Consider the following 26042-nt stretch of genomic DNA (forward strand, 5'->3'; position numbering starts at 1 on the left):
ATTTACGATAAAATTAAAACATATACAGTATAAAACTGTTTACAGTTTTCCTTTTTTTATTTTTTCTAACAAAACCTTTGCTTTTGCAGAATCTGTCTGTTTAATATACTTTGACAACACACGTATCGCTTCATTCTTGCGTCCCAGTTTGACCTTTGCTTTGGCAAAGATCAAAATACTTTCTTCAATACCACTGTTGACATTATTAGTCTGAAGTGCCCAGTATTCAGCTTTTTTATACTGACCCTGATTATAGTATGCTTTGGCTAAAAAAAGTGAGTCATCTGTATCCTGTGTCTCCCTGAAACGCTTAGCTACCTCTTTAAACGCGCTGGAACCAGATATCTTAGTAATTGTCAGATATGCTCGCTTATGAGGTTTTTTTTCTTGTAATATACTTTTCTTTATTGTTGGCATTTCAGTAGTGACTATATTCATTTTCAGTCTTGGTTTTTTTCGTATAGTTTTCTCACTTGAAAGAGGAAGGTCTTCCACGATTTCATCAGAAGCTTCCTCTGGCTGTATTTGAATAGACTGCAACGGTTGTTCAATTTCCAGTCTGTTTAATGGTTTATTTTCAATAAAAACAAGTGATTTATCAACTCCGGCTTTCTTTGTTATGTTCATATCTATGCCAATAAAGCCTCGATCCTTCATATAATATAAGAGTCCTGCAGCTATACCCATTAGCAATAAGGTAAATACGATTATCAAGAATGGTTTTCTTTTTTTTCTTCGATATTTCTCCCATTCTTCTTCCAAAGGCTTAATATCATACATTTATATATCCTAATTTGATCGCTGCCATTTCTATGATCCGTTTGGGGATTTTATCATAATTGATTTTAGTGGGCTCATTCATATCATAATACTCACAGATCTCAAATATCGTAAACAGAAGTTTATTACATTCTCGAAAATTACCTTTTGTGAATGTATGGATCATTTTCATATCCTTTGTTTTGATACTGTTAGCAACTTCAAAAAGGTTTTTTTTAAGCAGCTTTTTATGGATATAATTGGTCAAATCATCATGGTTAGCATTTTTCAATTCGATCACTTCCCATATACGAGATTGAAAATGCTCTTTTGCAATCAGATCCTCATTCTCCGTTTTATGTAGAGAAACAACAAATTTCACTGCCCTGCTATCTGAAAGGAGACGTATCTTTTCCATCATTTCCGGACCATACATCTGCGCTTCATCCAGCAAGATAATAATCTCCCTTTCACCTCTTAAATTCTTACAAAAACTAACTAAAGCAGAAAAATTCACCTCAGTGTTCTTTGGTAAATCTTTACCTGTTAATACTTTAAATAATTTATGAAAAAACTCTTTTTCGCTGATAGATGGGATATCAAAATAATGGATCTCTTTCTGATACTTTAATTTCTGTTGGATACGGTTGAGAAGAATACTCTTTCCCGTCCCAGGACGTCCAAAAAGAAGGATCATTTTTAGGGGTTTATCTATACTGTATTCTAACTGTTTATATGCAGTAACAGAAGTACTCAATTCAATATAATCATCGATATCGATTGAATCGATGAATACATTCTTGGCAGATTCATATCTACTTTTCATTGAGCTTTGTGTATCCAAGGTCTTTAAGTGTAACAGATTTAGATGTTTTAACAATATGTGGTGTAATAATGAGAACAAGTTCCTCAACTCTGTTGATTTTTTCTTCATGCTTAAATGCATACTCCAATAGAGGAATATCTCCAAGAAGTGGTATTTTGTTTACCTTGGTACCAGTACTTGAAGTGATCAGCCCCCCAAGGATTGCATGCTCACCATCTTTTACCTTCACAACAGAAGCGATTTGTCTTCTAATGAGATCAGGTGGCATATCTCTTGAACCTGTCACTGTATTTTTTTGTGTCTGAATATCTTCAATCGTTTCAGAAATTGATGGATTAATTTTCAGTGTAATTATACCATTATTGCCTATTTCAGGTGTTATATCTAAAAGTATACCGGCAAAAACCGAATCAACAGACTCTCCTTGGGCAGTGTTAGCATTATTACCCGTCCCAAGTGCACTAGTCGATTTAAGCTTATAAAAAAGCTCTTTACCTACACTGATCATTGCTGGCTGATTATTAAGAGTCATAACTCTAGGACTTGAAATTGCTTTGACATCTCCTTGTGTGGCAAGGAATTTAACAACCTCATTAATATTTGCTTTTCCTGTAAGCTGAACAAGACTTCCATTTCTTGGTTGCGTATCAGGACCAAACGCTGTATCCTGTATACCATTTAATTTATCAAAAGTATAGGAAGCTACATTCTTCTGAGCCATGATTAAAGAATCCACTGCAAAATTCTGTAAGCCATAAAGCTGTGACCAGTCTACACCTGTAGTTCTACTATCATCAAACTTGACAGCGAGAATTCGTACATCAATAAGTACCTGTGTTTTGATCTGCCTGCTAAGTACATTGATATATCTAGCTACTCTATTAATCTGTCTTGCCGTTCCGGTCACTGTTACCATACCTGCCTCAGGGTTAACAATAGGTTCTAAAGGATTATATTCCCATACCTGGCCATCAGGCCCTGTCCAGCTCTCTCCTGTTTTTGTATAGTGTGTACTACCATCCCCGGCACCTATCAAGATACGCTGAATCTCATTCTGAACTGTTTGCCAGAACCTGAATTCATCATTGCTCTCTATTGACATACCAGTTCTTGTCAAACTGCCATTACCACTGGAGTTATTATTACTTGTACTATCAGCTCCATTTTGATTCAAAGAATTAGAAGCATTGGCAATAGTCACATTTGCATTACTTTTTCCTATTCTCTTTCCTGAAATATAATGTATTTTAAACGTTCTCGTAATAAGATAAGAAATGGCCAGCTTATTCCCCTTTAATGTATAATACAAATCATTATCTTTCAAAATTGTATTTAAAAAGCCTTTCAGAGTACTATTTTTCAACTTTACATAGTAGAGTTTTTTATTCATTCTCTTTTTAGCAGCATCATCTTTGACAGAGACTGTCAAATCACACGTTTCTGCCAAATTTTCTATAACATCACCTATTGTAAGTTTACTGTCAATTGTAACACTGAAAAGTTTTGTTGAACAACTTCCTGCCTGTATCAACTGAGTAAGTCCAATGTACATTACACATACAATAATAAACTTCATTCCACTTTTTTCTATTATTTTCATTTATTCCCCTTCTACTATCTTAATAAAGTTGTTCTTCTTTTCATGAAGAAATAATTTCTTAACTTGATTACCATTTTTCAGTACAACTCCTCTTTTACCAATATATTTTACTGTATATCCAAAAATTTTATCATCAATACTTTTCCATGAATCATTGATATATGCCTTTCCGTTCATAATCGCATGTAAGGACATTTTAGTTTCTGTTTTCGATACTTTAGTCGGTACAAAAACTATCTTTTTTTCTTCTTTCCTGATTACAAACGGTTCTTTTGTTTTCTCAAGTGTAATTAAATCAGCCCCTTTTCTTTTTTTGTGGATCTTAACAACCATATTTTCTATTTGATCCACTGATAAATTCGCATTGAGTGATATCATCAAAAGTCCAAAAATTAAAAGTAATTTATTCATTAGTGGTTTATCCCCCATACTGATAGATTGATATCAGCTACAATCTGTGAATCATTAGTATCTACAGTTAGATTTGTACCATAAATATCTGTAACAAGTACATTTTGTTCCAACTCATTGATAAATTTAACGATATTTTTATAACTTCCCTTACATCCAATACCAATTTCAAGTACATGTCCAAAACTACCGTTATTGTCAATATAGTCATTAGATATATAATTGATATCTACATTTTGGACTTCAGCCCTATTCGTAATAGAATTTAAAAATCTAGACCAGCTTCTTTGATTGAAAAGCATATCTGAAAGTTTTTGAATATTCGTATCAATAAACTTAATTTTATTATCTAAGGTTACGATATGCTGTTTCTTTCTAACAATGTCATTATCATATTTCTTTATATAATAATTTCTATCCCCATCAACTGTAATCGAATTCAAATAAGTATTATTATCTGTAATGCTTTTTTGAATATTTTTTTTTGTAATCTCACTTTTTTTATATTTTTTTTCCGTATATGGCAATAAATAAGCATAAGCAATATAAGCAATGATCCCCGCAATCCCTAGAATGATAAACCATTTTTCACTCTCTTTCTTAGGTGCGAAATAATTATCTAATTCTTCAAGTTTATCTTCTATAAATTTCATCTCAAATCCACCTTTAACAAACCTTTATAATATGTACTATTAAGATCTTTTTTGATCAATTCAATATCAATGGAATTTAATTCATTGAAGTGTGTGTCAGAGATGTCTTTAATTAACTCTGTTATCTTTCTATCATCCGAACTTACTAACGAAAGCCACAAAGTATTTTCTTTGCTATAGAGTTGATCCAAATGAACGTCATGTTTTGCAAGATCTTCTGCAATGGTATAGAATATTTCAGATTTTAGGCGATAGTTCACTTTCTTATCATAAATCGATATCAGCGTTTTTGCCTTTCCATTGTAGATATTAGAAAGAGTAGCTATTCGTTTATCCAATCCTGAAATAATTTGTTTTTTTTCACCCAAAATCTTTTTATATTTATTTGCTTCTGCAGTTAATTGATCATCTTGTATTTTTAATGCATATATTTTGGCATCATTAGCATATGCGCCTATAAGATAAACCATAGGATAAGCCAGTCCTAGAGAGATGGCTGCAACCGTAGCCACAATGAATTGCCCACTGGCGCGATTCAGGAATGATGGTGGACGAGGGAACATAGTCAGGTTAACGATAGATGTTTCATCTTCAAGGTAATCTAAAGAAGAAAGCAACATCAGGTACTGAAGCTGATCTGTATACCACTCATCAGTATTGACATGATAGTCAAAATTGAAATCTACTGATTGCAATCCCAAATAATTTTCACTGTAATCATCCAATCCTATGATTGGTCCCTGTACACTTCCAATAAATATATTCTCTACTGTTTCAAGTTTAAATGCTCTTTTAATATAAATAATAATATCATTAAGCGTAATAAATACTTCACCAAAAATCTTCATCAGATTTTGCTGATAAATACCATCCGTACTTTTTAAACCTTCTGACTCAAGAACAGAGAAAAACTCTTTTTCATTTACTTTTTCTCCAACAAGTTCACAATATTTATCATAAATTTGTTCAAGAGAAAATTCAATAGATTTTGAGTATAGATATTCTCCATTATTATAAAACGTTGCCGATGCCTCATACATATTAAAGTAAATAAAACAATGAACACCATTGTTCTGCAATATCTCTCTTTTATAAATAGTCTTGTATAAAAGTGGGGCAGGGATAATCAGATCCAGAAACTTAGTCTGTTCCTTTATTGGGAGAAAAAGAGAATTGAGTGTTTCAGGCTCAGTAATGAAGAGACGAAATTCTCTCATTTCATCTATCGTATTGACTTCTTCATAAGATATGACATAATCACTAGCCTGATCTAGTCCAACTTCTTCATATGCTTTGATATCTAAAATATCCTGAATATCCTCTTCAGGAATACTACGACTCAGTTGAATTGTTGCCGTTATAATATCTTGATTGCTCACAAATGAAGTAACAAAGTTAGATTTATTGTAACTGAGTTTTTTTAGAGAATTAAATTTCTCATCTTTAAAAATATACTTTTCATCTGTATATACATCAAGTGTAATGATATTTTTAATATCTAATTTTGACTTTTTTAACGAATTATTTTCCACAAACATTTATACACTTCCTTGCTTCTTGGCCAATTATATATGTTATAATATTAAAAGTCTCTTACAAACGCTAATGTTTTCAACAAAAACATAATTTTTACTAATCATTCATTATATTAAGTACCAAGAAGAGTATATAATCTAATGTTTCCCTTAAGATATCTGTAAACAGACATACCTTATCTTAAATAATATAGCCAAATTCCTCCAGGCTTTCTCTATTTTTACTCCATCCTTTTTTCACTGCAACATGCAGATCCAGAAAGATCTTCTTGCCCGAAAAGAACTCCATCTGTTCACGCGCAAGTTTGCCAACGCGTTTGATACCCGAACCTCTCTGTCCGACGATCATACCTTTCTGTGTCTCTTTTTCCACAACAATGGTCGCATAGACTTTGTCCATAGTGTCACTCTCTTCTATCTTCTCGATCGTCACATCACTCTCATAGGGTATCTCATCACTGAGGTTCTCAAATATGGATTCACGGATCAACTCTTTATAGATATCACGTATATTCTCTGTCGTCAGAATTTCTGTATCATATAGAAAAGGAGATTCCGGTAAATGTTTTGTAATCTCATCAAGTAGTTGTTTTCTGCCTACCTTTTTATTGACCGAAAAAGGTATGATCGCTTCGAACCTGTCCTGATACTTCTGGTACTCACCCAGTTTTTTAAGTATATCTCCCTGTTTGACATGGTCCATTTTTGTAAGTACTACAATATGCTTAGTATTCTTGGATTCGTTCAGGGCAAGAAATTTTTCATACTCTGTTATTTTGTCTGTTACAGGGGCGAGGAAGACGATCAGGTCTGCATCTCCCATCGCTTTAAGGGCTTCATCGAGCATAAACTTATTGAGCAGTCTCTCTTTTTCATGGATACCGGGAGTATCCACAAAAATGATCTGGGCATTCTCGTGCATCACGATGATATTCATGCGCTTGCGTGTCGCCTGTGCCTTTTTCGAGACCATTGCCAATTTTTCCCCTACCAGATGGTTCAGCAGTGTACTCTTTCCCGCATTGGGTCTTCCGACCACAGCAACGAATCCCGCTTTGGTATCTTTTTTTCCTTCGTTAAACATTGTGCTCCATTTTTCTGTTTCTTTCATGGTGCGTGAATACGCACCCTACACTCAACATTCATCATTTAAGATTCAAAATTAAAGAATGTATCTTGTCGTATCTTCATCTTCTACGACCTGGCCAATCTTCTCTTTGACCAATGCTTCATCTATGGTCACCTTTTCTCCAACATGTTCGTCGGCCGTAAAGCTGATCTCTTCAAGTATCTTTTCCATGACCGTATGCAGGCGTCTTGCGCCGATATCTTCCGTTTTTTCATTTGCCATCAGGGAATAATGTGCAATAGCATGCAGTGCACTTTCCTCAAATACCAGTTCCACACCTTCAACCGCCATCAATGCCTGATACTGCTTGACCAGTGAATGTTTCGGTTCCGTCAAGATACGGTAAAGCGCCTCTTCGTTCAATGAGTCAAGTTCGACTCTCAACGGGAAACGTCCCTGCAGCTCTGGGATGAGATCACTCGGCTTGCTCAAATGAAATGCCCCTGCCGCAATGAAAAGGATATGGTCCGTTTTGACCTGTCCCAGCTTGGTCACAACAGTCGAACCTTCCACAATGGGAAGCAGATCTCTCTGTACCCCTTCCTTGCTCGGATCCTGTCGTCCCTGTGAATTCGAAGGTACGGCGATCTTATCCACTTCATCAAGAAAAACAATACCGCCTTTCTCCACTTTTTCAAGTGCCAGTTCTTTCAGCTGCTCTTCATCCAGCAGCGTTTCACTCGCTTCCTGTGCCAGTATCTTCTTGGCCTCTTTGACCGTCACCTCTTTTTCCGGCCCTTTTTTTCCCATCCCGCCAAGTACTTTGACGATGGACTCCTGCACCTGTATCATTTGCGGCGGCAGTCCCTCTTCAGGCATTTGCGGATTGTTCGGCATGGTCACTTTGATCTTAAGATGGTCCAGTTCCCCTTTGGCGAACTTCTCCTGCATTCTGGCAAAGGAGGCATCATACTCGGCCTGCTTCTGCTCGCTGGCTCCTGCAGGAAGCGGCGGAAGCAGTTTCTCGATGATCTTGTTCTCTATATAATTCTCGATCTTCTCCGCATTCTTCTCATTCTCACTTTCACGCACGATTCCCATCGCCGTTGCCGCAAGATCACGTATCATCGACTCAACATCTCTCCCTACAAAGCCCACTTCGGTATATTTGCTCGCTTCTACTTTGATGAAAGGCAGGTTCATCATTTTCGCAAGTCTTCTGGCAATCTCTGTTTTACCCACACCGGTACTACCGATCATCAAAATATTCTTCGGTGTAACATCCTGCTGCATCTCATGGTCGAGCTGCATACGCCGATAACGGTTTCTCAATGCCACTGCAATGGTCTTCTTGGCATCATCCTGCCCAATGACATAATTATCGAGATGTACTACGATCTCTTTTGGTGTCAAATTATCCACTTAAAATTCCTTTTTTCTTCACTTTGATTGAAAATTTTTATACAAATACGACAAATGATGTACCGTCCTCGTAGAGGCGGCTTTGCCGTTTACATCATGCCAGAGTGTTTGTATAAAAATTTTTCAAAGTTCCAATATCTTTATATTCTTGTTCGTATAGATACAGAGATCACCTGCTACTTCAAGTGACTCCTGTACAAGTTCTCTTGGCTCAAGATTCGCATGTTTGTCCAGTGCCCGGGCAGCAGAGATAGCATAATTGCCTCCCGACCCTATCGCCGCGATCTTCCCGTCCTGGGGTTCGACCACATCGCCGGTTCCCGAGAGGATAAAGATATGCTCTGTATTCAGTACGATCATCATCGCTTCAAGCTGGCGCAAATGTTTGTCTTTCCGCCACATTTTGGAAAATCCGATCACCGATTTGAAAAGATCCCCTCTCTTCTCTGCCAGTATCCCTTCGAACATATCGAAGAGGTTGAAAGCATCCGCCGTGCTTCCGGCAAATCCTGCCAGGATCTTTCCTTCATACAGAGTACGTATCTTGGTAGCATTGCTTTTAAGCACAGTGTCACCGAAAGTCACCTGTCCGTCTCCGCCAATGACCGCTTTGCCGTCCGCTTTGTACCCCAGTATCGTAGTAGCGTCAAACATGTTTAGACACCTACCACTTCCACTTTCAGCGTGGCGTGAATACCGTGTCCGAGTTTGGCATCCACTTCATGGATTCCTGTGGATTTCAATGCTTTTTTCAGATTGATATGCTTCTTGTCAAGATCGATGTCCAGCTGTTCTTTGATCGCTGCGGAGATATCGGCATTCCCGACCGAACCTTTGATCCCCACAGGAGCAGACTGTTTCTCAATACGGATCGTATGCGCTTCAAGCATCTTTTTCTCCGCTTCAAAACGCTCAATTTCCTCTTTGAGTTCTTTTTCCTGTCGGGCCTGTTCCGCTTTCCAGTTCTCTACTACATCCGGTGTCGCCAGTTTTGCAAGACCTTTGTTAATAAGGAAGTTCTGCCCGTATCCGTCTTTTACCTCTTTGATCTCTCCGGCTTTGCCCAGTGACTTTACATCTTTTATCAATAATACTTTCATTCTTTTTATCCTTAGTAGCGTAATAATCCTATTATTTTATCCAAAGTTTGTTAATACTAACACGCGATGTGCTACAATCACGAAAATAATAAATTGGATATGAAAACCGTTATGTTTAAAGAATTTAAAATAGACCATTTGGATACCTTTCCCCAGAGACTGGAGACACTGCTCGACAGACAGAGAAGTACAATAGACGAGATCACGAAAAACAGCGAGACGAGTTATGAAAAGGTTCTCAAACCCATGCAGGATATGGATGAGGAACTAGGACTCTTCTTTACCCCGCTCTCACACCTCAACTCAGTTATGAACTCTGACGAGACACAGAAAGCCTATGAATCCTCCATCCCCCTGCTCTCCAAATTCTCTTCCGAGATCGCACAGAACGAAGCACTTTTTCATAAACTTGAAAAGATAAGAGCCGAAGATGAAGAGGGCAAGACCGTTGTCAAGAACGAAGTAAGGGATTTTGTACTTTCCGGTGCCAAACTTCCCAAAGACAAAAAGAAAAGAATGGAAGAGATAAGCCTGCACCTCTCTGAACTCTCCAATAGCTTTTCACAGAACCTTCTGGATGCCACCAATGTCTATGAGCTTATTATAGAAGATGAAAAAGATGTAAAAGGAATGCCGCAGACCGATATCGATGCTGCCAAAGAGGAGCTAGAGGGAAAGACCATCTACAAATTTACCCTGCAGATCCCGAGCTACATGGCTTACATGACTTACGGGCCGAACCGGGAGTACAGAAAGGAGCTTTACAAAGCTTACAATACACGGGCGCCGGAAAATGCCGAAGTGATCGACCAGATCCTTGCACTCAAGCAGGAGAAGGCCCAACTGCTCGGTTTTGAGAACTATGCAAAATATGCACTCGAGACACGTGATGCCAATACGGAAGAAGAGGTTCTCAGTTTCCTCGATACCCTGGCCGATGCTGCACTGCCTCAGGCAGAAGAAGAACTTAAAGAGCTGAAAGCCTACGCGAAAAAAACAGATGGTATCGATGACTTTGCTTCCTATGATGTAGGGTATTACAGTGAAAAGCTCAAAAAAGAGAAATTCGATTTTGACGACACGATGACCAAACCCTATTTTGAACAGGAAAAAGTCCTCAACGGTATGCTTGACATCGTCTCAGAACTCTTTGACGTAACCTTCAAAATTGCCGATGTTCCAACCTGGCATGCCTGTGTCAAACCCTTTGATATCTATGAGAACGGTGAGCTGTCGGGACGCATTTACTTTGATCTGGAAGCACGCAAAGAGAAACGCGGTGGCGCATGGATGAATGACTGGGAGACCCATTTTACAGACAGTAACGGCAAGCCACACCTCGCTTCGGCCTTTGTCGTATGCAATTTCTCTCCCAAAACAGAAAATACGCCTTCCCTGCTCAGGCACGATGATGTCGTCACTCTTTTCCATGAAATGGGACATGCCATCCACCATCTCTTCGGAAAGTGTCATGAGCGTGCGGTCTCCGGCATCAACGGTGTTGCCTGGGATGTGGTAGAGTTCCCCTCGCAATTTCTGGAGAATTTTGCCTATGAAGCAGCCATACTCAAACGTTTCGGATTCCATTATGAAACTGGGGAACCTATTTCTGAGGAGCTAATGCACAAAATCAAGGAGACCAAGAACTTTCAGGCTGCACTGGGCATTCTCAGGCAGGTAGAATTCTCCCTCTTTGACTTCAAACTGCACCAGAAGCTCTATCAGGGTGAAGAGGTACAGGCATTGCTTGACAGCATCAGGGAGAAAACCTCCCTGCTAAAACCGCCAAGCTACAACAAATTCCAGCACGGATTTGCGCACATCTTTGCCGGAGGCTATGCTGCAGGGTACTATAGCTACAAATGGGCGGAAGTTCTTTCGGCTGATGCCTTCTTTGAATGCCTTGACGAAAAGGAAGGTTTTAACAGGGAACGTGCCAAAGGGTACAAAGAGATCATCCTCGCCAAAGGCGGAAGCAAAGAGATGAGTGAACTTTACAGAGAATGGCTGGGACGCAAACCGGAAGTCCAGAGCCTTATCAGACTCTACGAGATCGCATAAATGTATTTCCCTATACCAGTTAACGGAGATTGAACGTGAAAGAATACCGTTCTCTTGCACTGATCATCATCGCCATCTTTGTCATTCTCCTTGCAGGTGCCTGGTTCAGCCCTACCTTCGAAGAACAAAAAAGTTACCTGGAACTTTTCATTCTGATGGGGGCCCTGCTTTTCATCTTCTCTGTCCTGGTAATCTTCGCTACCATCGGCTTTGGCTCTTTTACCCTCTATATGGCCGTGTTCCTGGTCATTGTGATGCAAATGTACGGTATCGAGGGGGCAGTGATTGTTGTAGGGATGAGTTATTTCGTATGGGGATCAATCTTCGCTATGGAAGTGCTACTTTTTTATAACGGTCTTAAAAGCGCCCATGAGTGGTTCAAACAACGATACACGTTCCAATCATTCAAATATGAATATTATGCCTTCTACCCGATGTTGTGGATTGCTTCTGTATTTTTGGAATGGATACCAAGCATTTTGTACAAAGAAAGTTTTCTGAAGTTCTCACCCCCCAAAGTTTTAGAAGAGATGAAAGAGATATTGCCTGAAAGGTAGGGTGCGTAACCACGCACCAAAGATAAAATTTGCATAAAATAAAAAGTGTGCCGAAAGGCCTTAAAAAGGTGCGCAGTTGCGCACCCTACGCGTTCTTGTCAGTTTTTTTCCCAAATCCGAAGAAACGTTTGATGCGCTCGCAGATCGTGATGGATCCTGTCTCTATGCGGCAAACCTCTGTTTCTTCATAGTCACCAATCAGCGACTTGATACGCTCCGGCTGTTTCTTGCCTTCGATGATGAACCTGAGTGCATTGAGCCTGATGAACCCTTCCGCATCTTTCTGATTATAGACATCGTCCGCTTCAAAGGTAGAGTGCTCTTCCGAGTAAAGAGAGACTTCCGATTTTCTTCCGACAACAATGACGTTTCCTTTGTAGAGTTTCAGTTTGACCGTTCCTTCTACATTCTCCTGAGTCGCATCGATGGCAGCCTGGAGCATTTTACGCTCCGGAGACCACCACATACCGTTGTAGATCAGTTTTGCATACTTCGGCATCAGCTCATCTTTCATATGCGCCTCTTCCCTGTCAAGAGTAATGGACTCTATCGCACGGTGCGCTTTGAGCATGATCGTACCGCCTGGTGTTTCGTAACATCCTCTGGCCTTCATCCCTACCATACGGTTCTCAACGATGTCGATACGGCCGATACCATGCTTCTTGCCATACGTGTTCAGTGTCTCAAGGATCGTTGCCGGGCTCATCTCTTCACGGTTGATGGCGATCGGGTCACCATTTTTGTAAGAGATAGTAATATACTCCGGCTCATCTGGTGCATTCTCCGGGCTGACAGACCAGAGCCACATATCTTCTTCCGGTTCGGCATACGGATTTTCAAGATGCTCGCCTTCATAAGAGATGTGAAGCAGGTTCGCATCCATGGAGTAGGGTTTCGGTTTCCCTTTGTTGTCGATATTAATACCGTGCTCCTGCGCATAGGCAAGCAGTTTCGTACGGGAATTAAGGTCCCACTCCCTCCATGGTGCGATCACTGCGATATCCGGATCGAGTGCAAGATAGCCCAGTTCGAAACGTACCTGGTCATTTCCTTTACCTGTCGCACCATGAGAGACAGCATCCGCCCCTGTCTGATGCGCGATTTCGATCTGCTTTTTGGAGATAAGCGGTCTTGCAATGGAGGTCCCGAGCAGATATTCACCTTCATATATGGCATTGGCCCTGAACATCGGGAAGACAAAATCCCTGACGAACTCTTCTCTGAGATCGAGAATAAAAATATTCTCCGGCTTGATACCCATGTCGAGCGCTTTCTGACGCGCAGGTTCCACCTCTTCACCCTGTCCGAGGTCTGCCGTGAAAGTCACTACTTCACATTCATACTCATCCTGAAGCCATTTGAGAATGATACTTGTATCCAATCCGCCGGAATATGCCAATACCGCTTTACTGATCTTTCTTTTTGCCATAATGATAGCCTTTAAAATAATATTGTCGCGATTTTAGCGTAATTTTGGTTAATACTACACAAAACCGTACTTTTTGAGAATGATATCGAGCACCGGCTTTTTATAAGCTCCCGTATGCCGGAACACTTCATTGCCTGCCGCATCGAAAAACAGCTGTGTGGGCATTTCCTTTAGCCTGTAGACATCACGGCTGACGATCCGTTCCTTCTGCCCGTCTATGGCATAGATCTGGAATTCCGGATGTTCCTGCAGTACCTGGGCAAACACTTTTGACATCGCTATGCAGCTGTAGCAGTGGCTCATGCCGAAGGCCAGGATCGTCGGCCTGCCATTGCCGATGTTGTGTTTGATATCAGCATACCGGCTGACAGGAAGCGGTTTTTTTTCTGACATCATAACTCCGTACAAGAATTTTTAACGATTATACAAATCCTATCTTAAAAACTTTTGCTATAATCGTTTCAATACAAAACTGAAGGATCTCCTATGTTACTGGGTGTCAATATCGACCATATCGCCGTTCTGAGAGAAGCTCGCAAAGTAGCTGACCCGGACCCGCTTGACGCACTGGGCATCTGCAAACGTGCAAGAGCAGACCAGATCACCATCCACCTGCGTGAAGACCGCAGACACATGCATGACATGGATGCGAAGAACATCATAGAACTTTCTGCCCTGCCGGTCAACCTGGAATGTGCCACGGAACCTTCGATGATAGACATCGCCTGCCGCCTTAGACCCCACCGTGTCACGCTGGTACCCGAAAAACGTGAAGAGGTGACCACGGAAGGCGGCCTGGCAGTCACAGGAGAACAGACGAGGCTTCAAGAGGCTATCAAAAGACTGCAGGAAAAGGAGATAGAAGTGTCACTATTCATCGACCCGGCCTCTGATGCAGTAAAGGCCTCTTCGGATCTTGGCGTGGAGTGGATCGAGTTCCATACCGGCAAATATGCCAACATCTACGCCATGCTTTACAGCAACCTCTCCAAAACACATCACAGCATCCCCGAACTGAAACTTCCCAGAAGTGTACTCAAAAAGATGCTTGAAGAAGAACTTGAAAGCCTGAGTGCCCTCTCTGCCGAAGCAAGGGTCCTTGGCCTCAAAGTGGCAGCTGGACACGGACTCAATTACCACAACGTACAGGCAGTTGCCCAGATAGAAGAGATCGAAGAACTCAACATCGGGCAGAGCATCATTGCGCGTTCAGTCTATACCGGTCTTGAGCAGGCGATTTTGGATATGAAATCCCTGTTATGAAAAAAGTTGCAATATCTATCGGTGATCTCAACGGCATTGGTATACAACTTGCCCTGGAGAACCATCAGGTCGTTTCCAGTATCATCGATCCCGTCTACTGTATCGACAAGGAGATGCTCCTGCAGGCTGCCGAAAAATTGAACCTTCCCATCCCTGACAATTTTCATACACATCAAACCGTTGCGCCCGCCTTTGAGATAGAAGAGGGAAAAGTCAGCAGGGAGAGCGGACGATATGCTTACGAGTCATTCAACAAAGCTGTTATCATGGCGGACCTGAAAAAAGTCGATGCCATCTGTACCCTGCCCATCCATAAAAAAGCCTGGGAACTTGCAGGCATACACTATAAAGGTCATACAGACGCGTTAAGGGATTTCTTTGATGCTGAAGCTATCATGATGCTAGGCTGTCCCGAGATGTATGTCGCACTCTTTACAGAGCATATACCCCTTAAAGAAGTAGCCCCAAGCATCAAAGAAAAAGCATTGACCCGTTTTTTGCTGGATTTTTACAAAACGGCAAAACCGGACAGAACCGTTGCCGTTCTCGGGCTGAATCCCCATGCCGGGGATGACGGCGTGCTTGGAGACGAGGAAAAAGTCATAACAAAAGCCATAAAGAATGCAAGCAGCATCATCGATCCGCTTGGCGATGCTCCAGAGATATTCACCATGCCGCTGGTACCTGATGTCGCTTTCACACCAAACGTAAGAGAGCACTATACACACTATGTTGCCATGTACCATGACCAGGGACTGGCACCGCTCAAAGCACTCCATTTCGACGAAGGGATCAACGTTTCACTGAATCTGCCGATCCTGCGTACTTCCGTAGACCACGGAACCGCTTTCGACATTGCCTATAAAGGGGTAAAGCTGAACAATCTCAGTTATCTGAATGCAATCCAGTATATTGTGGACAACGCGTAGGGGTCAGCAGAACAGGCTCGGCTCCGCCTCATCATACACGATCTCGCATTCCTCATTCATCATGGCACAGAGCTTTTCCTGACAACAGTTGCACAAAAAGCGGTAATTCTGCGTATCGTAATGGATCGTATCACCCTCATGCAGGTCGGCATAGCACTCTCCGCATACATTCGTGACACGCAGAAGTATCTCCTTGGTCGCCTCCTGTGTTACAAAACAGATACTGCTCATGATTCTCCTCCCAACTCTTCGATCATCTTTTTGGCTTCTTCCAAACTGCTGTCAAGGTCGAACGCCTTTTTGTAATTTGCCAGCGCTTCCTCTTTTCTGCCAAGATCATACAGCGTATTGGCATAATTGTAATAATGTGGTGCATACTCCGGATCAAGTTCTATTGCACGCTTGTGATGTGTGATGGCTTTTTCATCCTCTCCGAGTTTGTGCAGAACATTGGCAAGCGAATCGTGTGCCACGTCATCACTCTCGTCAAGGGAGAGAATCTTCTCGTAACTCTCTTTTGCTTCATCATAATCTTCAAATTCGATCTTGAGGTATCCGTTGCGTCTGAGGGCTTCAATGTTGTTTTCGTCAAGGATTAGTGCACTCTCGACCGCTTTTCTCGCTTCGAGCATATCCCCTTTTTCCACGGCACTGTCAGCCATTTGCAGAAGTTCATCGATCCGGTGGGGTTTAATCGCTGGTTTGGAGAAGGTTTTGTCCGGACGGTTGACGCCCCCTATCTGCTCATCGGGGAGCTTGGCTTCGAAATCCACCCCTCTTTTTGGGTAGGAACCGGAAAAAAGCTGCTTAAAAAAAAGGTAAAAAACACTCCCTGCCACTATGAGTAAAAAAAGTTGAAATGTTGTCATGAAATCTCCAAAAATGTAAGACGTTTCTCCAATGTTACAGAGGAACCCCTTTAGACGAAATAATAGGATAATCTAACTTAAATCCAAAGAAATTTGGTTATGATATTTCAAATGCCAAAACAAAGGATCCCCATGTCTTACAAAATAAAACTTGACAGAGAAAAACTCAAACAGGAACTCACGCCGCTCGAATACAATGTCTGCCTCAACCACGGGACGGAACCTCCCTTTCAAAATGAATTCTGGGACAATAAGGCCGAGGGGATCTACAGCTGTAAATGCTGTCATACACCCCTCTTTAGCTCAGATACGAAGTTCGACTCCGGAACAGGATGGCCCAGCTATTTCAGACCAATAAGCGATGACGTCATCGAAGAGATAGAGGATGCCTCTTTGGGAATGGTAAGGGTCGAAGTACGCTGTGCGAACTGCGGCTCACATCTGGGGCATGTTTTCCCCGACGGACCGGCACCGACCTACTTACGGTACTGTATTAATTCGGCTTCACTGGATTTTGAACCCAAATAGCTCTACGGGATGGTTCTCACCACCCCTCCGCCATATCAACCATTTCATAGCCTGCTTCCCGACGTTTCTCGAACACTTTTTCAAAAGCTTCAATGTTCTCTGCCGTTTCAAAGCCCTGGCTTTTGGCATTTTCACGCTTTGAAAAAAGCGTCATCCATCTTCCCAGAGTGAATTCAATATTGGTGATAGCGTATCCTTCTTTCCATTTGGAGGCTATCACTCTTGCCATATCGTACCACCGTGAGCGTACGGTCAATGCCTGGCCCTTATAGGGACTTCCTTTTACAAAGATACCACAGTGGTGCCCCTCCCCATACTCGATATCTATCAGGTCATAACCCATTTTCCATCGTTTGTTCACAACCGCAGTAAAATCATCAAGGCTCTTTCTTCTCTCGTATGCCTGAGAGGTGAAGGGCGTATTTTTTTCGAAAAACACGATCCATTTTGAAAGGCCGTGCTCCGCATTGGTCATATAGTACCCTTTCTGCCAATAACTGTCGAGTTCATTGCTTATCGCTTCCCATCGGTCTGATACCAAATAGGTCTGATGGCTATCGGGAGAAGCTTTTTTAAAAAGAGTGATCCAGTGTCCGTTGCCATATTTGATGTCTGCCACATCATATCCGCTCTTCCACTCTGCCCTGATGATCTTCCGCATGGCATCAAGCCCCATAGTCGTACGCATTAGCTGGACTGTACTGTTCTTTTCAAATACACCGATGTATTTGTAGTTCGATGCGGCATATTTTGCATTTTTTGCCTGCAGCACTCCTGTCATCATCAGGATCGACAACATAATTACCTGTATTGTCATTTTCATTCCACCCTCCTTCTACTGTTCTGCCGTTTGCAACTGGGAAGCGATCCTGCCTATCTCCTCATCCATATCCTCTTTGGTATCGAACATGAATGTCTGCTTCTCGTTTTCACCCAGATGGATAAAAATACCGTATCCGACTACCTCGACCTTTCCCTTTGCTTCCTCATCCAGCCATTGCAGGCTCACCTGAGTCGTTTCATCTTCATATCCCGTTTTGATCACTCCCGCTGGATAGAGCTGGGTGATCTCTTTTGTATCGAATTCTTTGTCTTGTATTGTAATAATCATACGTTCATTATAGTATAATCAGATAAAAATATATTGGAGAAATCAGATGGGCTTAAAAGAACAGATAAAGAATGATATCAAAGAGGCCATGCGTGCCAAAGAGACGGCAAAGAGAGATACGCTTAGAAATATTCAGGCAGCCATCAAGCAGATCGAAGTGGATGAAAGAAGGGAATTGAGTGATGCCGATGTCGAGGCGATCCTGATGAAATATCTCAAACAGAGAGAAGATGCCAAAGGGCAATTCGCCGATGCCGGCCGTAACGATCTCGTTGAAAAAGAGGAAGCGGAGATCACCCTCGTCAAGAGCTACCTTCCCGAACCGATGAGCGATGAAGAACTCGAAGGCATCCTCAATGAGATCATTGCGCAAACCGGTGCCCAGAGCATGAAAGATATGGGAAAAGTGATGGGTGCTGCCAAAAAGAAAGTGGGAAGCCGCGCGGACGGCGGGCGGATCAATCAGATCGTGAAAAGATTATTGGGTTAAACGTACAGGGTGTGTAACACGCACCCTTACAAAGATCATTCTCCGTATTTCACCGCTTTGATCGCCGCGGTAATATCATCCTGTCTCATGAAGTGTTCACCCACAAGGAATGCATCCGCCCCTATTTTGGAAAGTTCGACCACTGTTTCATGGTCGTTGATACCGCTTTCGGCGACAATGATCTTTCCGTTGGGAATGAGAGGGATCAGCTTTTCGCTCAGTTTCATATCCATCTCGAATGTTTCCAGGTTCCTGTGATTGATACCGATGATATTCGCACCGGCGAACATCGCTTTGACCAGGTCTGTTTTGTCATGTACTTCGACCAGTACATCCAGTCCAAGGTGCAGTGCATAGTCATAGAGCTCTTTGAGCTCTTTTCTTGAAAGTGCTTTGGCGATCAAAAGGATGTAATCCGCCCCGAATGCCAACGCTTCGACGATCTGGTATTTGTCAACAATGAAATCTTTTCTGAGCAGCGGAATACTGACATAACGACGCACCATCCCCAGGTACTCTTTGTCACCCTTGAAAAAATGCGGTTCGGTCAAAATGGAAAGTGAATCAGCACCGCCCTTTTCATACGCCTGGGCAATGACCACAGGGTCGAAGTCTTCACGGATGATGCCTTTGCTCGGACTTGCCTTTTTCACCTCTGCAATAATACGGTAGGGGTTCTCTTCCGTAGCACGAAGTGCCGACTGTACATCTTTGGGTACAAAAGGATTGAATGCCAGTGAACGTCCCAACCACTCTACGGGGTAGTCCACTTTTCTTTTTTCCAGATCTTCTCTGGTTTTTTTGATGATCTCATCTAAAATCTGTGCCATAGACTCTTCTCTTTAAAATTTTTACCGCATTATACCTGAACACTACTTATCGACACTTCTGTATCGTATTCCAGTGTTCGGCAATCTCAGGCTCTTTCAAACCTTCCAGATCTACCACTTTTTCCATCAGGCCATATGCTTTTTTACATTGGTGCTGCTTGTAGTATCCCCACGCCAGGGAATCAAGGTAGTAGGTATTGTCAGGCTGCTGCACCAAGGCATCTTCGATGATCTTGATCCCTTTTTTCACATCGATATCTTTGTCGATCAGCGTATAGCCGTAATAGTTGAGATAAATACTGTCATCCACACCCATATCGATGGCTTTTTCAAAGTAGCTAACTACGTCCTTGATCATTTTTTTATCATTTTTGTCTTTGGATTTTTCGAAAAGCAATATTCCTTTCTCTGCGATCCATCTGGGATCCTTCTGCTCCTTGTAGAGCTTGTCCGTCAGCAGAAAAGCTTTGTTGAAAAGTTTTTTCTGTTTATAGAGTTCATACAGGATGTAATCCCCGTCCTTGACCTTTTCAAGATAGGCGATCGCACCGTCAAGGTCTCCCTTGTATGCATAAGCATCAATGATCTTTTTAAGATACTTGTCCTCTTTGTTCTTTTCATACAACGCCTTGTAGGTGCTGATGAGCCCGTCGACATCCTTCTCTTTGACATAGAGGTCCAGAAGTTTGAAATAGACCTTCTGGGAAGTGAGGATATTCATACGTCTATGTGTCTCGAGAAGCTGTATCGCCTTTTTTCGCTCCCCTGTATACTCATCCATAATACCGCTCAGGCGCAGCAGGACATTCTCGTTAGAAGTCTCTTTATAAACTTTCTCAAGAAGCGACACCGCTTTCTTGAAATTGCCGCTGTACAGGTACGGATTGGCCGCGAGGTCAAGGTCTGCGGGCTTGGTGGAACGCTCCAGCAAAATATCCGCTTCACGCTTTGCATCATCCACCCTGTTGGCTGTCAGATAGAGAGGGATCAGCAGACGTCTGGCCTCCAAAGTATCAGGATGCGCTTCATCCCACGCTTTCAGCCTCGTAATACTCTCATCGATATAGATCTTTCCCATCAGGGAAGAAGCGACTTCCCTGAAGAGATACGCCGATTCACCCGTTCTGTCATACAGCGTCTTGAAGACCTCTCTGCTTAGATCATAGGCTTTGTACTCTTCGAACAGAAGCCCCTGAATAATAAGCGTATCATCACTGACAACACGCAATTTCTGGGGCTGTTCTTTGGCCTGCGCTGCTCCTGCCAACACCATAACAGACAGGATGATGGATTGTATTATACGATTCCAGGACACTCTTTTCTTACCTCTTCTTCATCATTTTTAAACTGTTCCCAAAAGGGGAAGGTACGGCACTGCAGGGGCCGTACAGGGTATATCGAACACCGCTGTTTCGTTTCGTCAAAGAAGATACAGGCAAAATTATCTTCTGCCAGTTTCTTTTCGACCAGTGAATACCGGTGTTTCACTTTTTTCAGATACATTGTAGCAAAATCTTCTACGCTAAGGTTAACGAACTGGGCCATGTTGACGATCTCGTCATATTTCGCCCAGATATAACCACTTTCTCCCGTACAACAGTGCCCGCCACACGCTTCGCAGGCGGAAGGGGCAAACTTGTAACCATATCCTTCTTTTATCATTAATTTATCTTCCATCTTCAATCCTCATCATTAAACTCGCCTTTGATACTGTGCGTATCGGCTTTTTCAAATGCACGCATCGCTTGGGGCGTATAGACATTGTTCTCGTCAAAAACGATCAAAGGCGGTAGGATCTGCGTCATAGACTTCGAATTGTTCCTTGCGGCGATGAACACCAGTTTCGACTCTCTGTCGATCTTGGAATGCACGAACTGTACCTTCTCGGGGTTTATACCATTTATTTTCAAATGATGCAATAGCAGGTCGATCTGTTTGGCATCGTAACAGAAAATGAACCAGCCCTTGGGCTTGAGAAAGGTCTTGACCCGCCTGAAAAAAGCTTCAATGGGAAGATGATGCGCGTAACGGGCGATGTTCAGGTGGCTGTCTTCACTTTGTGTGACCCGGGGATCGTAAAAAGGGGGATTGGAAACGATGTAGTCGAAACGCTTTTCCGTTACCAGTTCGGTAAAATCCCCCAGATGACTTTTTACATCCAACCCGTTAAGTGAAAAGTTGTATCTGGCATAATTCAGCATCTTCTCCTGCTTGTCGATGATGCTGGTTTCCACTTTGAAGTCACGGGTCAGTAACAAAGAGATGATCCCCACACCGCAGCCGACATCCAGTAAGGTACCCTTCGGATGAAAAGAGGCAATGAAATCATATAAAAAGATGGAATCACTGTTGTAACAGTAACCCGATGTCGGCTGATAGAGGAACAAAACGGAGACCTTGATGCTTTCGATTATATAATTTTACAACAATTTGAGTATAATCGCGATTATGAACGAAGAACTCGACCTACTCAACCCAAACAACATCAGAACACAAAATGCGCAAAGCCCATTTTACTACGCTAACGCTGAGTTCACTTCAGCAGTGGGCTCATGCAACTTGTTGCATTGGAGCATAGATACTTGAACGAAGAATTAGACTTACTCAATCCGCCATCGACAGATTTTTCTATGCTGGATTATGACTGTGCCTATCTTCCTGGACACAAGGTCCGCATGCATTACAAGTATGTCGAAAAAGCGAACAAACAGTTCGCGACTGCCGTGATCGCCAGGGGGTGGAGACGTTTCGGGAAGTACTATTTCCATCCCATCTGCAACGGCTGTAACGAATGCAAAAGCATCCGTATCGATGTCAACAATTACCATTACAGCAAATCCCAGAGACGTGCGATCAAACGGAATAAAGATACACAGATACTGGTACAGGAACCCTCGCTGACCACATCACATCTGGAACTCTACAACAAATACCATGCCTTCAAACACCAGAAAGACGGCTGGAGCCACCGCAATATCACACAAAGAGAGTACAGTGAGAACTTTGTTGAAGGAGCGCAGGATTTCGGGAAAGAGGTACTTTACATCGTGGACGGGAAACTCGTCGGCGTCGACCTCATCGATATCCTCGATGACGGCATTTCTTCGATTTATTTCTACTATGACCCGGACTATGCGCATCTCTCGCTGGGAACTTTTTCTCTGCTCTACCAGATCAAACTGGCAAAAATTCTTGAACTCCCCTGGATCTACCTGGGTTACTGGGTGGAGGGATGCAAAGCCTTTGCCTACAAACCAAAATTCCAGCCCCAAGAGATCCTCGACGGCTTTCCGCATATTTCACAGATACCCGACTGGGAGCCATGGGACAATCCGTAGGGTGCGTGGTACGCACCCTACAGTTTTCTACACCACTTCAAAAACAATCTGTCCGGATTCACTCGTTGATCCATCTCTTTTCCCGTCACGATGGACTCGGCCAGCCACTCGGCCATCAGAGGGGCAAAGACAAAGCCCCGTCCTCCAAGACCGTTGCAAACATAGAGATTCTCCCTATGTTTCAGCGGAGGTTTTGCTCCCCGTACGATAGAGGGATAGGCTTCGAACATGAACGGCACATCTATCACTCTGCCGGCCAGGGGAACATAGTCTTTGGAACCTGAACGCATTCCGCAAAAGGTCTCTTTGAGCCTGAAGTCGCCGGTATTGACCATTCTTGCTGCCTTCTCTTCCAGTGTCCGAAGCGGTTTTCCGTCGCAGAGCCTACAGGGCTCCCTGGATTTTACATGTGTCGCCCCGATTTTGATGATGCCGTTTATATTGGCGGAGACGGAGATACTTTTATGCATGCTGACTTTCAGGTCCAGCTTACTCTCATAATCCCCGCGCGATCCCCAGGTGCCTCTGACACCCATATAGCGCATATCGAAAAGGGTGTTCTGGTAGCCAGTGGACAAAACTACGTTTTTCGCGTTGAGTGTTGAGCCCTGAGCGTTGAAAAGTGTCCAGTGGCCGTCAGTATCAATGAGTTGTGCAACATCGAATTGTTTAAAAGGAAGCTGTTGCAATATGGCATTGCATAGTTCCGGGGCATCACATACTCCTGCCTCTTCAAAGAAAAAGCTCTCTTTGCAGTTCCGGATACCGAGTTTTTCAAGTTCCTCTTTTGCTACCCATCTGTATTGTGCTTCGTTGAAAGGTTCATAGAGATGAAATTTTTCCGCATCTTCGGTATCTTTGGGAATGCGGATCACCCCTGTCTGATGAAAATAGTCCGGAAAGTGTTTAAGATAGAAATCTTTTGAGAAGTAAAAGGCTTCGTTGGTCAGTTTCTGAAGCGGAGAGCCCTTACCGATCTTGGGGGAGACGAACGCTCCTGCCGCACCCGAACCACCGCTCGCCGCTACCCCGCTGCGATCCACCAAAAGGACCTTCTGGCCCTTCTGCTGTAAAGTGAACGCCGTACAGCACCCCGAGATACCCGCTCCTATGACGATAGTATCGTAGATTTGAGACATTCTATCTCACTTTATTTCAGTCAAACAGAAATCTCTTTAATATCTGCAATATCTCTAAAAGTCTTATAGATAGACCCGATCGTATGTAGTCTGTTTGTCTTCAGTGCTTCATCCTCCGTATTGACCATGACATCGTCAAAATAGGTATCCAACTCACGTTTCAGGCCAAAAAGTGCTTCAAGACGTGTCTTGTAGTCAGGGAAATCCTGGTGGATCACTTTTTCATAGGCAGTATAGAGTGCCACTTCAGCTTCCTCTTTAAATAAGGAGATATCAATGCTCAGGTCACCGTCAAGATCAACATCTTTGGAGATGTTCGCTACACGTTTGAAAGTGGAGAACTGCTCTTTAAATGTATCAGCAGAAACGATCTCGTTGAGCGCCGCCACTTTCTTGGCGATCTCGTTGATGTCACGTTCACCGCTTGCCAGTACTGCGGCGATGACCGACGGATTGGCATCGAGTGATTTGTTGATACGCTCGATGATGAAGTCTTTGAGTTCATCCGTATTGAATTCTGCATATTCTGCTTTGAGCAGCTCGATGATATCGTCGATATTGAAAGTGATATCGTTATCGGTGACGATACGGACGATACCGTTCACTGCACGTCTCAGTGCGAACGGGTCTTTTGAACCCGTCGGGATCTTGCCTACAGAAAAGAGTCCGAAGAGGGTATCGAGCTTGATACTCATCGCCACTATGGAAGAGAAGAGAGATGTCGGCAGTTCAGCTCCCTCACCCACAGGCATATACTGCTCTTTGATCGCATTGTAGACCAGAGGGTCCTCTCCCAGAGCCTTGGCGTAGTAGTATCCCATCAGTCCCTGAAGCTCGGTAAACTCGTAGACCATTTCGCTCATGAGATCCGCCTTGGCAAGCTCCACTGCCCTGTCCATCAGCCTTTCAAGCTCTGCTGAGTTTTTGCCCGTTCCTGCTTCGAGTCTATCCATATAGAGTGCAAGCAGTCTGACGGCGATGCTCTTTTCCCTTTTGATCTTGTCTGCAAGAGAACCAAGGCCGTCAATGAACTGAACTTTTTCCAGGCCATCTGTGGAAAGTCCATTCCTGAGGTCATTTTTATAGAAAAAGAGTCCGTCCGCAAGGCGGGGCTTGAGTACCCTCTCGTTCCCTGCAATCACCTTGGAATAGTCATCGGTATAGGCATTGCTGACCACCACGAATTTGTTCGTGATCTTTCCGTTCTCAAATACAGGGAAATAACGCTGATGCTCTTTCATGGAAGTGATGATCACTTCAGGCGGAAGCTCAAGGAAAAGTTCATCGAAACTTCCTACCAGTGCTTTGGGGTTTTCCGTAATGGCAACGACCTCGGCAAGCAGAGCCCTGTCTCTTTCTATAAGAATGCCGTGTTCCGCTTCCAGTGCGTCGAATTCAGCCAGAATGACTGCTTCTCTCTCTTTGGGATACAGAAGTACCGCACCCTCTTTCAGGATCGCCTCATAGGCATCGATATTCGGCACTTCCAACGCATCATAATTCACCATTCTGTGCACATAGGTCTTCGTATCGGACTGCACACCGAAAAGTTCTACAGGAATGGACTCATCGCCCATTCTTACCTGAAGCCATCTGATCGGCCGGATGAATTCGTCACTTCTGCTTCCCCAGCGCATCATCTTGCCAAAGGACATAGAGGCAATCCACTTTTCAAGCATCTCCTGAAGCAAAGCAGCTGTCTGTGCACCCCTCTCTTCCTTTTTGTAGTAGAGCACTTCCCTGCCGTTGTTGTCGGCACGTCCGAGTTCCTCAAAAGGCACACCACATTTTCTGGCAAAACCTTCGGCTGCCTTGGTCGGCACACCGTCTTTGATGGCAGCCGCGATCGGAGGCCCCATCAGTTCGATGGTCTGGTCTTCCTGTTTTTCAGGCATGGCTGCATGTTTGAGTACCAGGCGTCGGGGAGTATAGATAAATTCAAATTCATTGTCGAGTTTGTAATTCTTTAGGATATCTTTCCATGATCTTTCAATGTTGGATACGATCTTGAGCAGTGGGATGGCGGGAAGTTCTTCTACGCCGATCTCTATAAGTAGTGGTTGTGTCATATGGATAATCCTGTACGCATAATAATGGCACTTATTTTATCCAAATGTTGGTAA

General features: G+C 43.0%; 29 protein-coding genes. 7 read left to right on the forward strand and 22 right to left on the reverse strand.

The features are described from left to right. Positions 1-39 precede the first annotated feature (39 nt). The 10 genes from SUN_RS13120 to rplI all read right to left on the reverse strand — a co-directional run bounded on the left by SUN_RS13120 (position 40) and on the right by rplI (position 9375). Complete coding sequence (locus tag SUN_RS13120; protein ID WP_012083433.1) at positions 40-780, reverse strand: CDC27 family protein; 741 nt, start codon at positions 778-780, stop codon at positions 40-42. Beyond that, positions 773-1585, reverse strand: coding sequence for an ATP-binding protein (locus SUN_RS08650; protein ID WP_012083434.1), 813 nt, complete (start codon positions 1583-1585; stop codon positions 773-775). The genes SUN_RS13120 and SUN_RS08650 overlap by 8 nt, the downstream gene beginning before the upstream one ends. Beyond that, positions 1575-3185 carry a pilus (MSHA type) biogenesis protein MshL gene (gene mshL, locus SUN_RS08655; protein ID WP_012083435.1) on the reverse strand — a complete coding sequence of 537 codons (1611 nt, stop codon included), beginning with the start codon at positions 3183-3185 and terminating at the stop codon, positions 1575-1577. The genes SUN_RS08650 and mshL overlap by 11 nt, the downstream gene beginning before the upstream one ends. Further along, positions 3186-3596, reverse strand: coding sequence for a hypothetical protein (locus tag SUN_RS08660; RefSeq protein ID WP_012083436.1), 411 nt, complete (start codon positions 3594-3596; stop codon positions 3186-3188). It lies immediately after the preceding gene. After that, positions 3596-4249 (reverse strand): hypothetical protein, encoded by a 654-nt coding sequence (locus SUN_RS08665; RefSeq protein WP_012083437.1) that lies wholly within the window; start codon positions 4247-4249, stop codon positions 3596-3598. The genes SUN_RS08660 and SUN_RS08665 overlap by 1 nt, the downstream gene beginning before the upstream one ends. Continuing rightward, positions 4246-5787, reverse strand: a complete 1542-nt coding sequence (locus SUN_RS08670) for a hypothetical protein (protein ID WP_012083438.1) — start codon at positions 5785-5787, stop codon at positions 4246-4248. The genes SUN_RS08665 and SUN_RS08670 overlap by 4 nt, the downstream gene beginning before the upstream one ends. Before the next feature lie 178 nt (positions 5788-5965). Next, a complete protein-coding gene (era, locus tag SUN_RS08675; RefSeq protein ID WP_012083439.1) occupies positions 5966-6868 on the reverse strand; it encodes a GTPase Era in 903 nt (300 codons plus the stop codon). Between the two features lie 78 nt (positions 6869-6946). Next, positions 6947-8275 (reverse strand): HslU--HslV peptidase ATPase subunit, encoded by a 1329-nt coding sequence (gene hslU, locus SUN_RS08680; RefSeq protein WP_012083440.1) that lies wholly within the window; start codon positions 8273-8275, stop codon positions 6947-6949. 123 nt (positions 8276-8398) lie between these two features. After that, positions 8399-8929, reverse strand: a complete 531-nt coding sequence (gene hslV, locus SUN_RS08685; RefSeq protein ID WP_012083441.1) for an ATP-dependent protease subunit HslV — start codon at positions 8927-8929, stop codon at positions 8399-8401. A gap of 2 nt (positions 8930-8931) precedes the next feature. Further along, positions 8932-9375, reverse strand: a complete 444-nt coding sequence (rplI, locus tag SUN_RS08690) for a 50S ribosomal protein L9 (protein WP_012083442.1) — start codon at positions 9373-9375, stop codon at positions 8932-8934. A gap of 111 nt (positions 9376-9486) precedes the next feature. Between rplI and SUN_RS08695 the strand changes: the two genes are divergently transcribed. After that, positions 9487-11436: a M3 family metallopeptidase gene (locus SUN_RS08695; RefSeq protein WP_012083443.1), complete on the forward strand. Its 1950-nt coding sequence runs from the start codon at positions 9487-9489 to the stop codon at positions 11434-11436. A 35-nt stretch (positions 11437-11471) separates the two neighbouring features. Beyond that, the gene (locus SUN_RS08700) at positions 11472-11993 is read left to right on the forward strand and encodes a hypothetical protein (protein ID WP_012083444.1); all 522 of its coding nucleotides are present in this window, start codon (positions 11472-11474) and stop codon (positions 11991-11993) included. Positions 11994-12078: 85 nt separating this feature from the next. On the opposite strand, the gene SUN_RS08705 is transcribed toward SUN_RS08700, so the two are convergent. Together SUN_RS08705 and SUN_RS08710 are read right to left on the reverse strand one after the other, a co-directional pair. Further along, positions 12079-13422 (reverse strand): argininosuccinate synthase, encoded by a 1344-nt coding sequence (locus SUN_RS08705; protein WP_012083445.1) that lies wholly within the window; start codon positions 13420-13422, stop codon positions 12079-12081. A 54-nt stretch (positions 13423-13476) separates the two neighbouring features. Beyond that, positions 13477-13815 (reverse strand): thioredoxin family protein, encoded by a 339-nt coding sequence (locus SUN_RS08710; protein ID WP_012083446.1) that lies wholly within the window; start codon positions 13813-13815, stop codon positions 13477-13479. Between the two features lie 93 nt (positions 13816-13908). Between SUN_RS08710 and SUN_RS08715 the strand changes: the two genes are divergently transcribed. Next, complete coding sequence (locus SUN_RS08715; protein ID WP_012083447.1) at positions 13909-14685, forward strand: pyridoxine 5'-phosphate synthase; 777 nt, start codon at positions 13909-13911, stop codon at positions 14683-14685. Next, entirely contained in the window at positions 14682-15614 is a 933-nt protein-coding gene (gene pdxA / locus SUN_RS08720) for a 4-hydroxythreonine-4-phosphate dehydrogenase (RefSeq protein ID WP_012083448.1), read from the forward strand. The genes SUN_RS08715 and pdxA overlap by 4 nt, the downstream gene beginning before the upstream one ends. Positions 15615-15617: 3 nt before the next feature. Here the strand turns inward: pdxA and SUN_RS08725 are convergent, their stop codons facing one another. Together SUN_RS08725 and SUN_RS08730 are read right to left on the reverse strand one after the other, a co-directional pair. After that, positions 15618-15845 (reverse strand): hypothetical protein, encoded by a 228-nt coding sequence (locus tag SUN_RS08725; protein ID WP_012083449.1) that lies wholly within the window; start codon positions 15843-15845, stop codon positions 15618-15620. Continuing rightward, the gene (locus SUN_RS08730; RefSeq protein WP_012083450.1) at positions 15842-16483 is read right to left on the reverse strand and encodes a tetratricopeptide repeat protein; all 642 of its coding nucleotides are present in this window, start codon (positions 16481-16483) and stop codon (positions 15842-15844) included. The genes SUN_RS08725 and SUN_RS08730 overlap by 4 nt, the downstream gene beginning before the upstream one ends. Before the next feature lie 132 nt (positions 16484-16615). On the opposite strand from SUN_RS08730, the gene msrB reads away from it, so the two are divergent. After that, on the forward strand, positions 16616-17011 hold the full coding sequence (gene msrB / locus SUN_RS08735) for a peptide-methionine (R)-S-oxide reductase MsrB (RefSeq protein ID WP_012083451.1): 396 nt from the start codon (positions 16616-16618) through the stop codon (positions 17009-17011). A 16-nt stretch (positions 17012-17027) separates the two neighbouring features. On the opposite strand, the gene SUN_RS08740 is transcribed toward msrB, so the two are convergent. Together SUN_RS08740 and SUN_RS08745 are read right to left on the reverse strand one after the other, a co-directional pair. Further along, the gene (locus SUN_RS08740; RefSeq protein ID WP_012083452.1) at positions 17028-17834 is read right to left on the reverse strand and encodes a hypothetical protein; all 807 of its coding nucleotides are present in this window, start codon (positions 17832-17834) and stop codon (positions 17028-17030) included. A gap of 12 nt (positions 17835-17846) precedes the next feature. Beyond that, positions 17847-18122: a hypothetical protein gene (locus SUN_RS08745; protein WP_012083453.1), complete on the reverse strand. Its 276-nt coding sequence runs from the start codon at positions 18120-18122 to the stop codon at positions 17847-17849. 46 nt (positions 18123-18168) lie between these two features. Here SUN_RS08745 and SUN_RS08750 point away from each other — a divergent pair, with 46 nt between their 5' ends. After that, positions 18169-18612, forward strand: a complete 444-nt coding sequence (locus SUN_RS08750) for a GatB/YqeY domain-containing protein (RefSeq protein ID WP_012083454.1) — start codon at positions 18169-18171, stop codon at positions 18610-18612. Positions 18613-18647: 35 nt separating this feature from the next. On the opposite strand, the gene trpC is transcribed toward SUN_RS08750, so the two are convergent. The 4 genes from trpC to SUN_RS08770 are packed head-to-tail and all read right to left on the reverse strand — an operon-like array spanning position 18648 to position 21829. Continuing rightward, the gene (trpC, locus tag SUN_RS08755; RefSeq protein ID WP_012083455.1) at positions 18648-19442 is read right to left on the reverse strand and encodes an indole-3-glycerol phosphate synthase TrpC; all 795 of its coding nucleotides are present in this window, start codon (positions 19440-19442) and stop codon (positions 18648-18650) included. Between the two features lie 46 nt (positions 19443-19488). Further along, positions 19489-20757 (reverse strand): tetratricopeptide repeat protein, encoded by a 1269-nt coding sequence (locus tag SUN_RS08760; RefSeq protein WP_012083456.1) that lies wholly within the window; start codon positions 20755-20757, stop codon positions 19489-19491. Further along, positions 20739-21119 (reverse strand): YkgJ family cysteine cluster protein, encoded by a 381-nt coding sequence (locus SUN_RS08765; protein ID WP_012083457.1) that lies wholly within the window; start codon positions 21117-21119, stop codon positions 20739-20741. Before SUN_RS08765 ends, SUN_RS08760 begins: the two co-directional genes overlap by 19 nt. A 2-nt stretch (positions 21120-21121) precedes the next feature. After that, complete coding sequence (locus SUN_RS08770) at positions 21122-21829, reverse strand: tRNA1(Val) (adenine(37)-N6)-methyltransferase (protein ID WP_012083458.1); 708 nt, start codon at positions 21827-21829, stop codon at positions 21122-21124. Positions 21830-22024: 195 nt separating this feature from the next. Here SUN_RS08770 and SUN_RS08775 point away from each other — a divergent pair, with 195 nt between their 5' ends. After that, positions 22025-22780, forward strand: coding sequence for an arginyltransferase (locus tag SUN_RS08775; protein ID WP_232501324.1), 756 nt, complete (start codon positions 22025-22027; stop codon positions 22778-22780). Positions 22781-22797: 17 nt separating this feature from the next. Here SUN_RS08775 and mnmC read toward each other — a convergent pair whose 3' ends face one another. Both mnmC and glyS read right to left on the reverse strand, forming a co-directional pair. Continuing rightward, the gene (mnmC, locus tag SUN_RS08780) at positions 22798-23919 is read right to left on the reverse strand and encodes an FAD-dependent 5-carboxymethylaminomethyl-2-thiouridine(34) oxidoreductase MnmC (RefSeq protein WP_012083460.1); all 1122 of its coding nucleotides are present in this window, start codon (positions 23917-23919) and stop codon (positions 22798-22800) included. A gap of 20 nt (positions 23920-23939) precedes the next feature. Then, positions 23940-25988, reverse strand: a complete 2049-nt coding sequence (gene glyS, locus SUN_RS08785; protein ID WP_012083461.1) for a glycine--tRNA ligase subunit beta — start codon at positions 25986-25988, stop codon at positions 23940-23942. Positions 25989-26042 lie beyond the last annotated feature (54 nt).

The organism is Sulfurovum sp. NBC37-1 (genome assembly GCF_000010345.1).
GTDB lineage: Bacteria > Campylobacterota > Campylobacteria > Campylobacterales > Sulfurovaceae > Sulfurovum.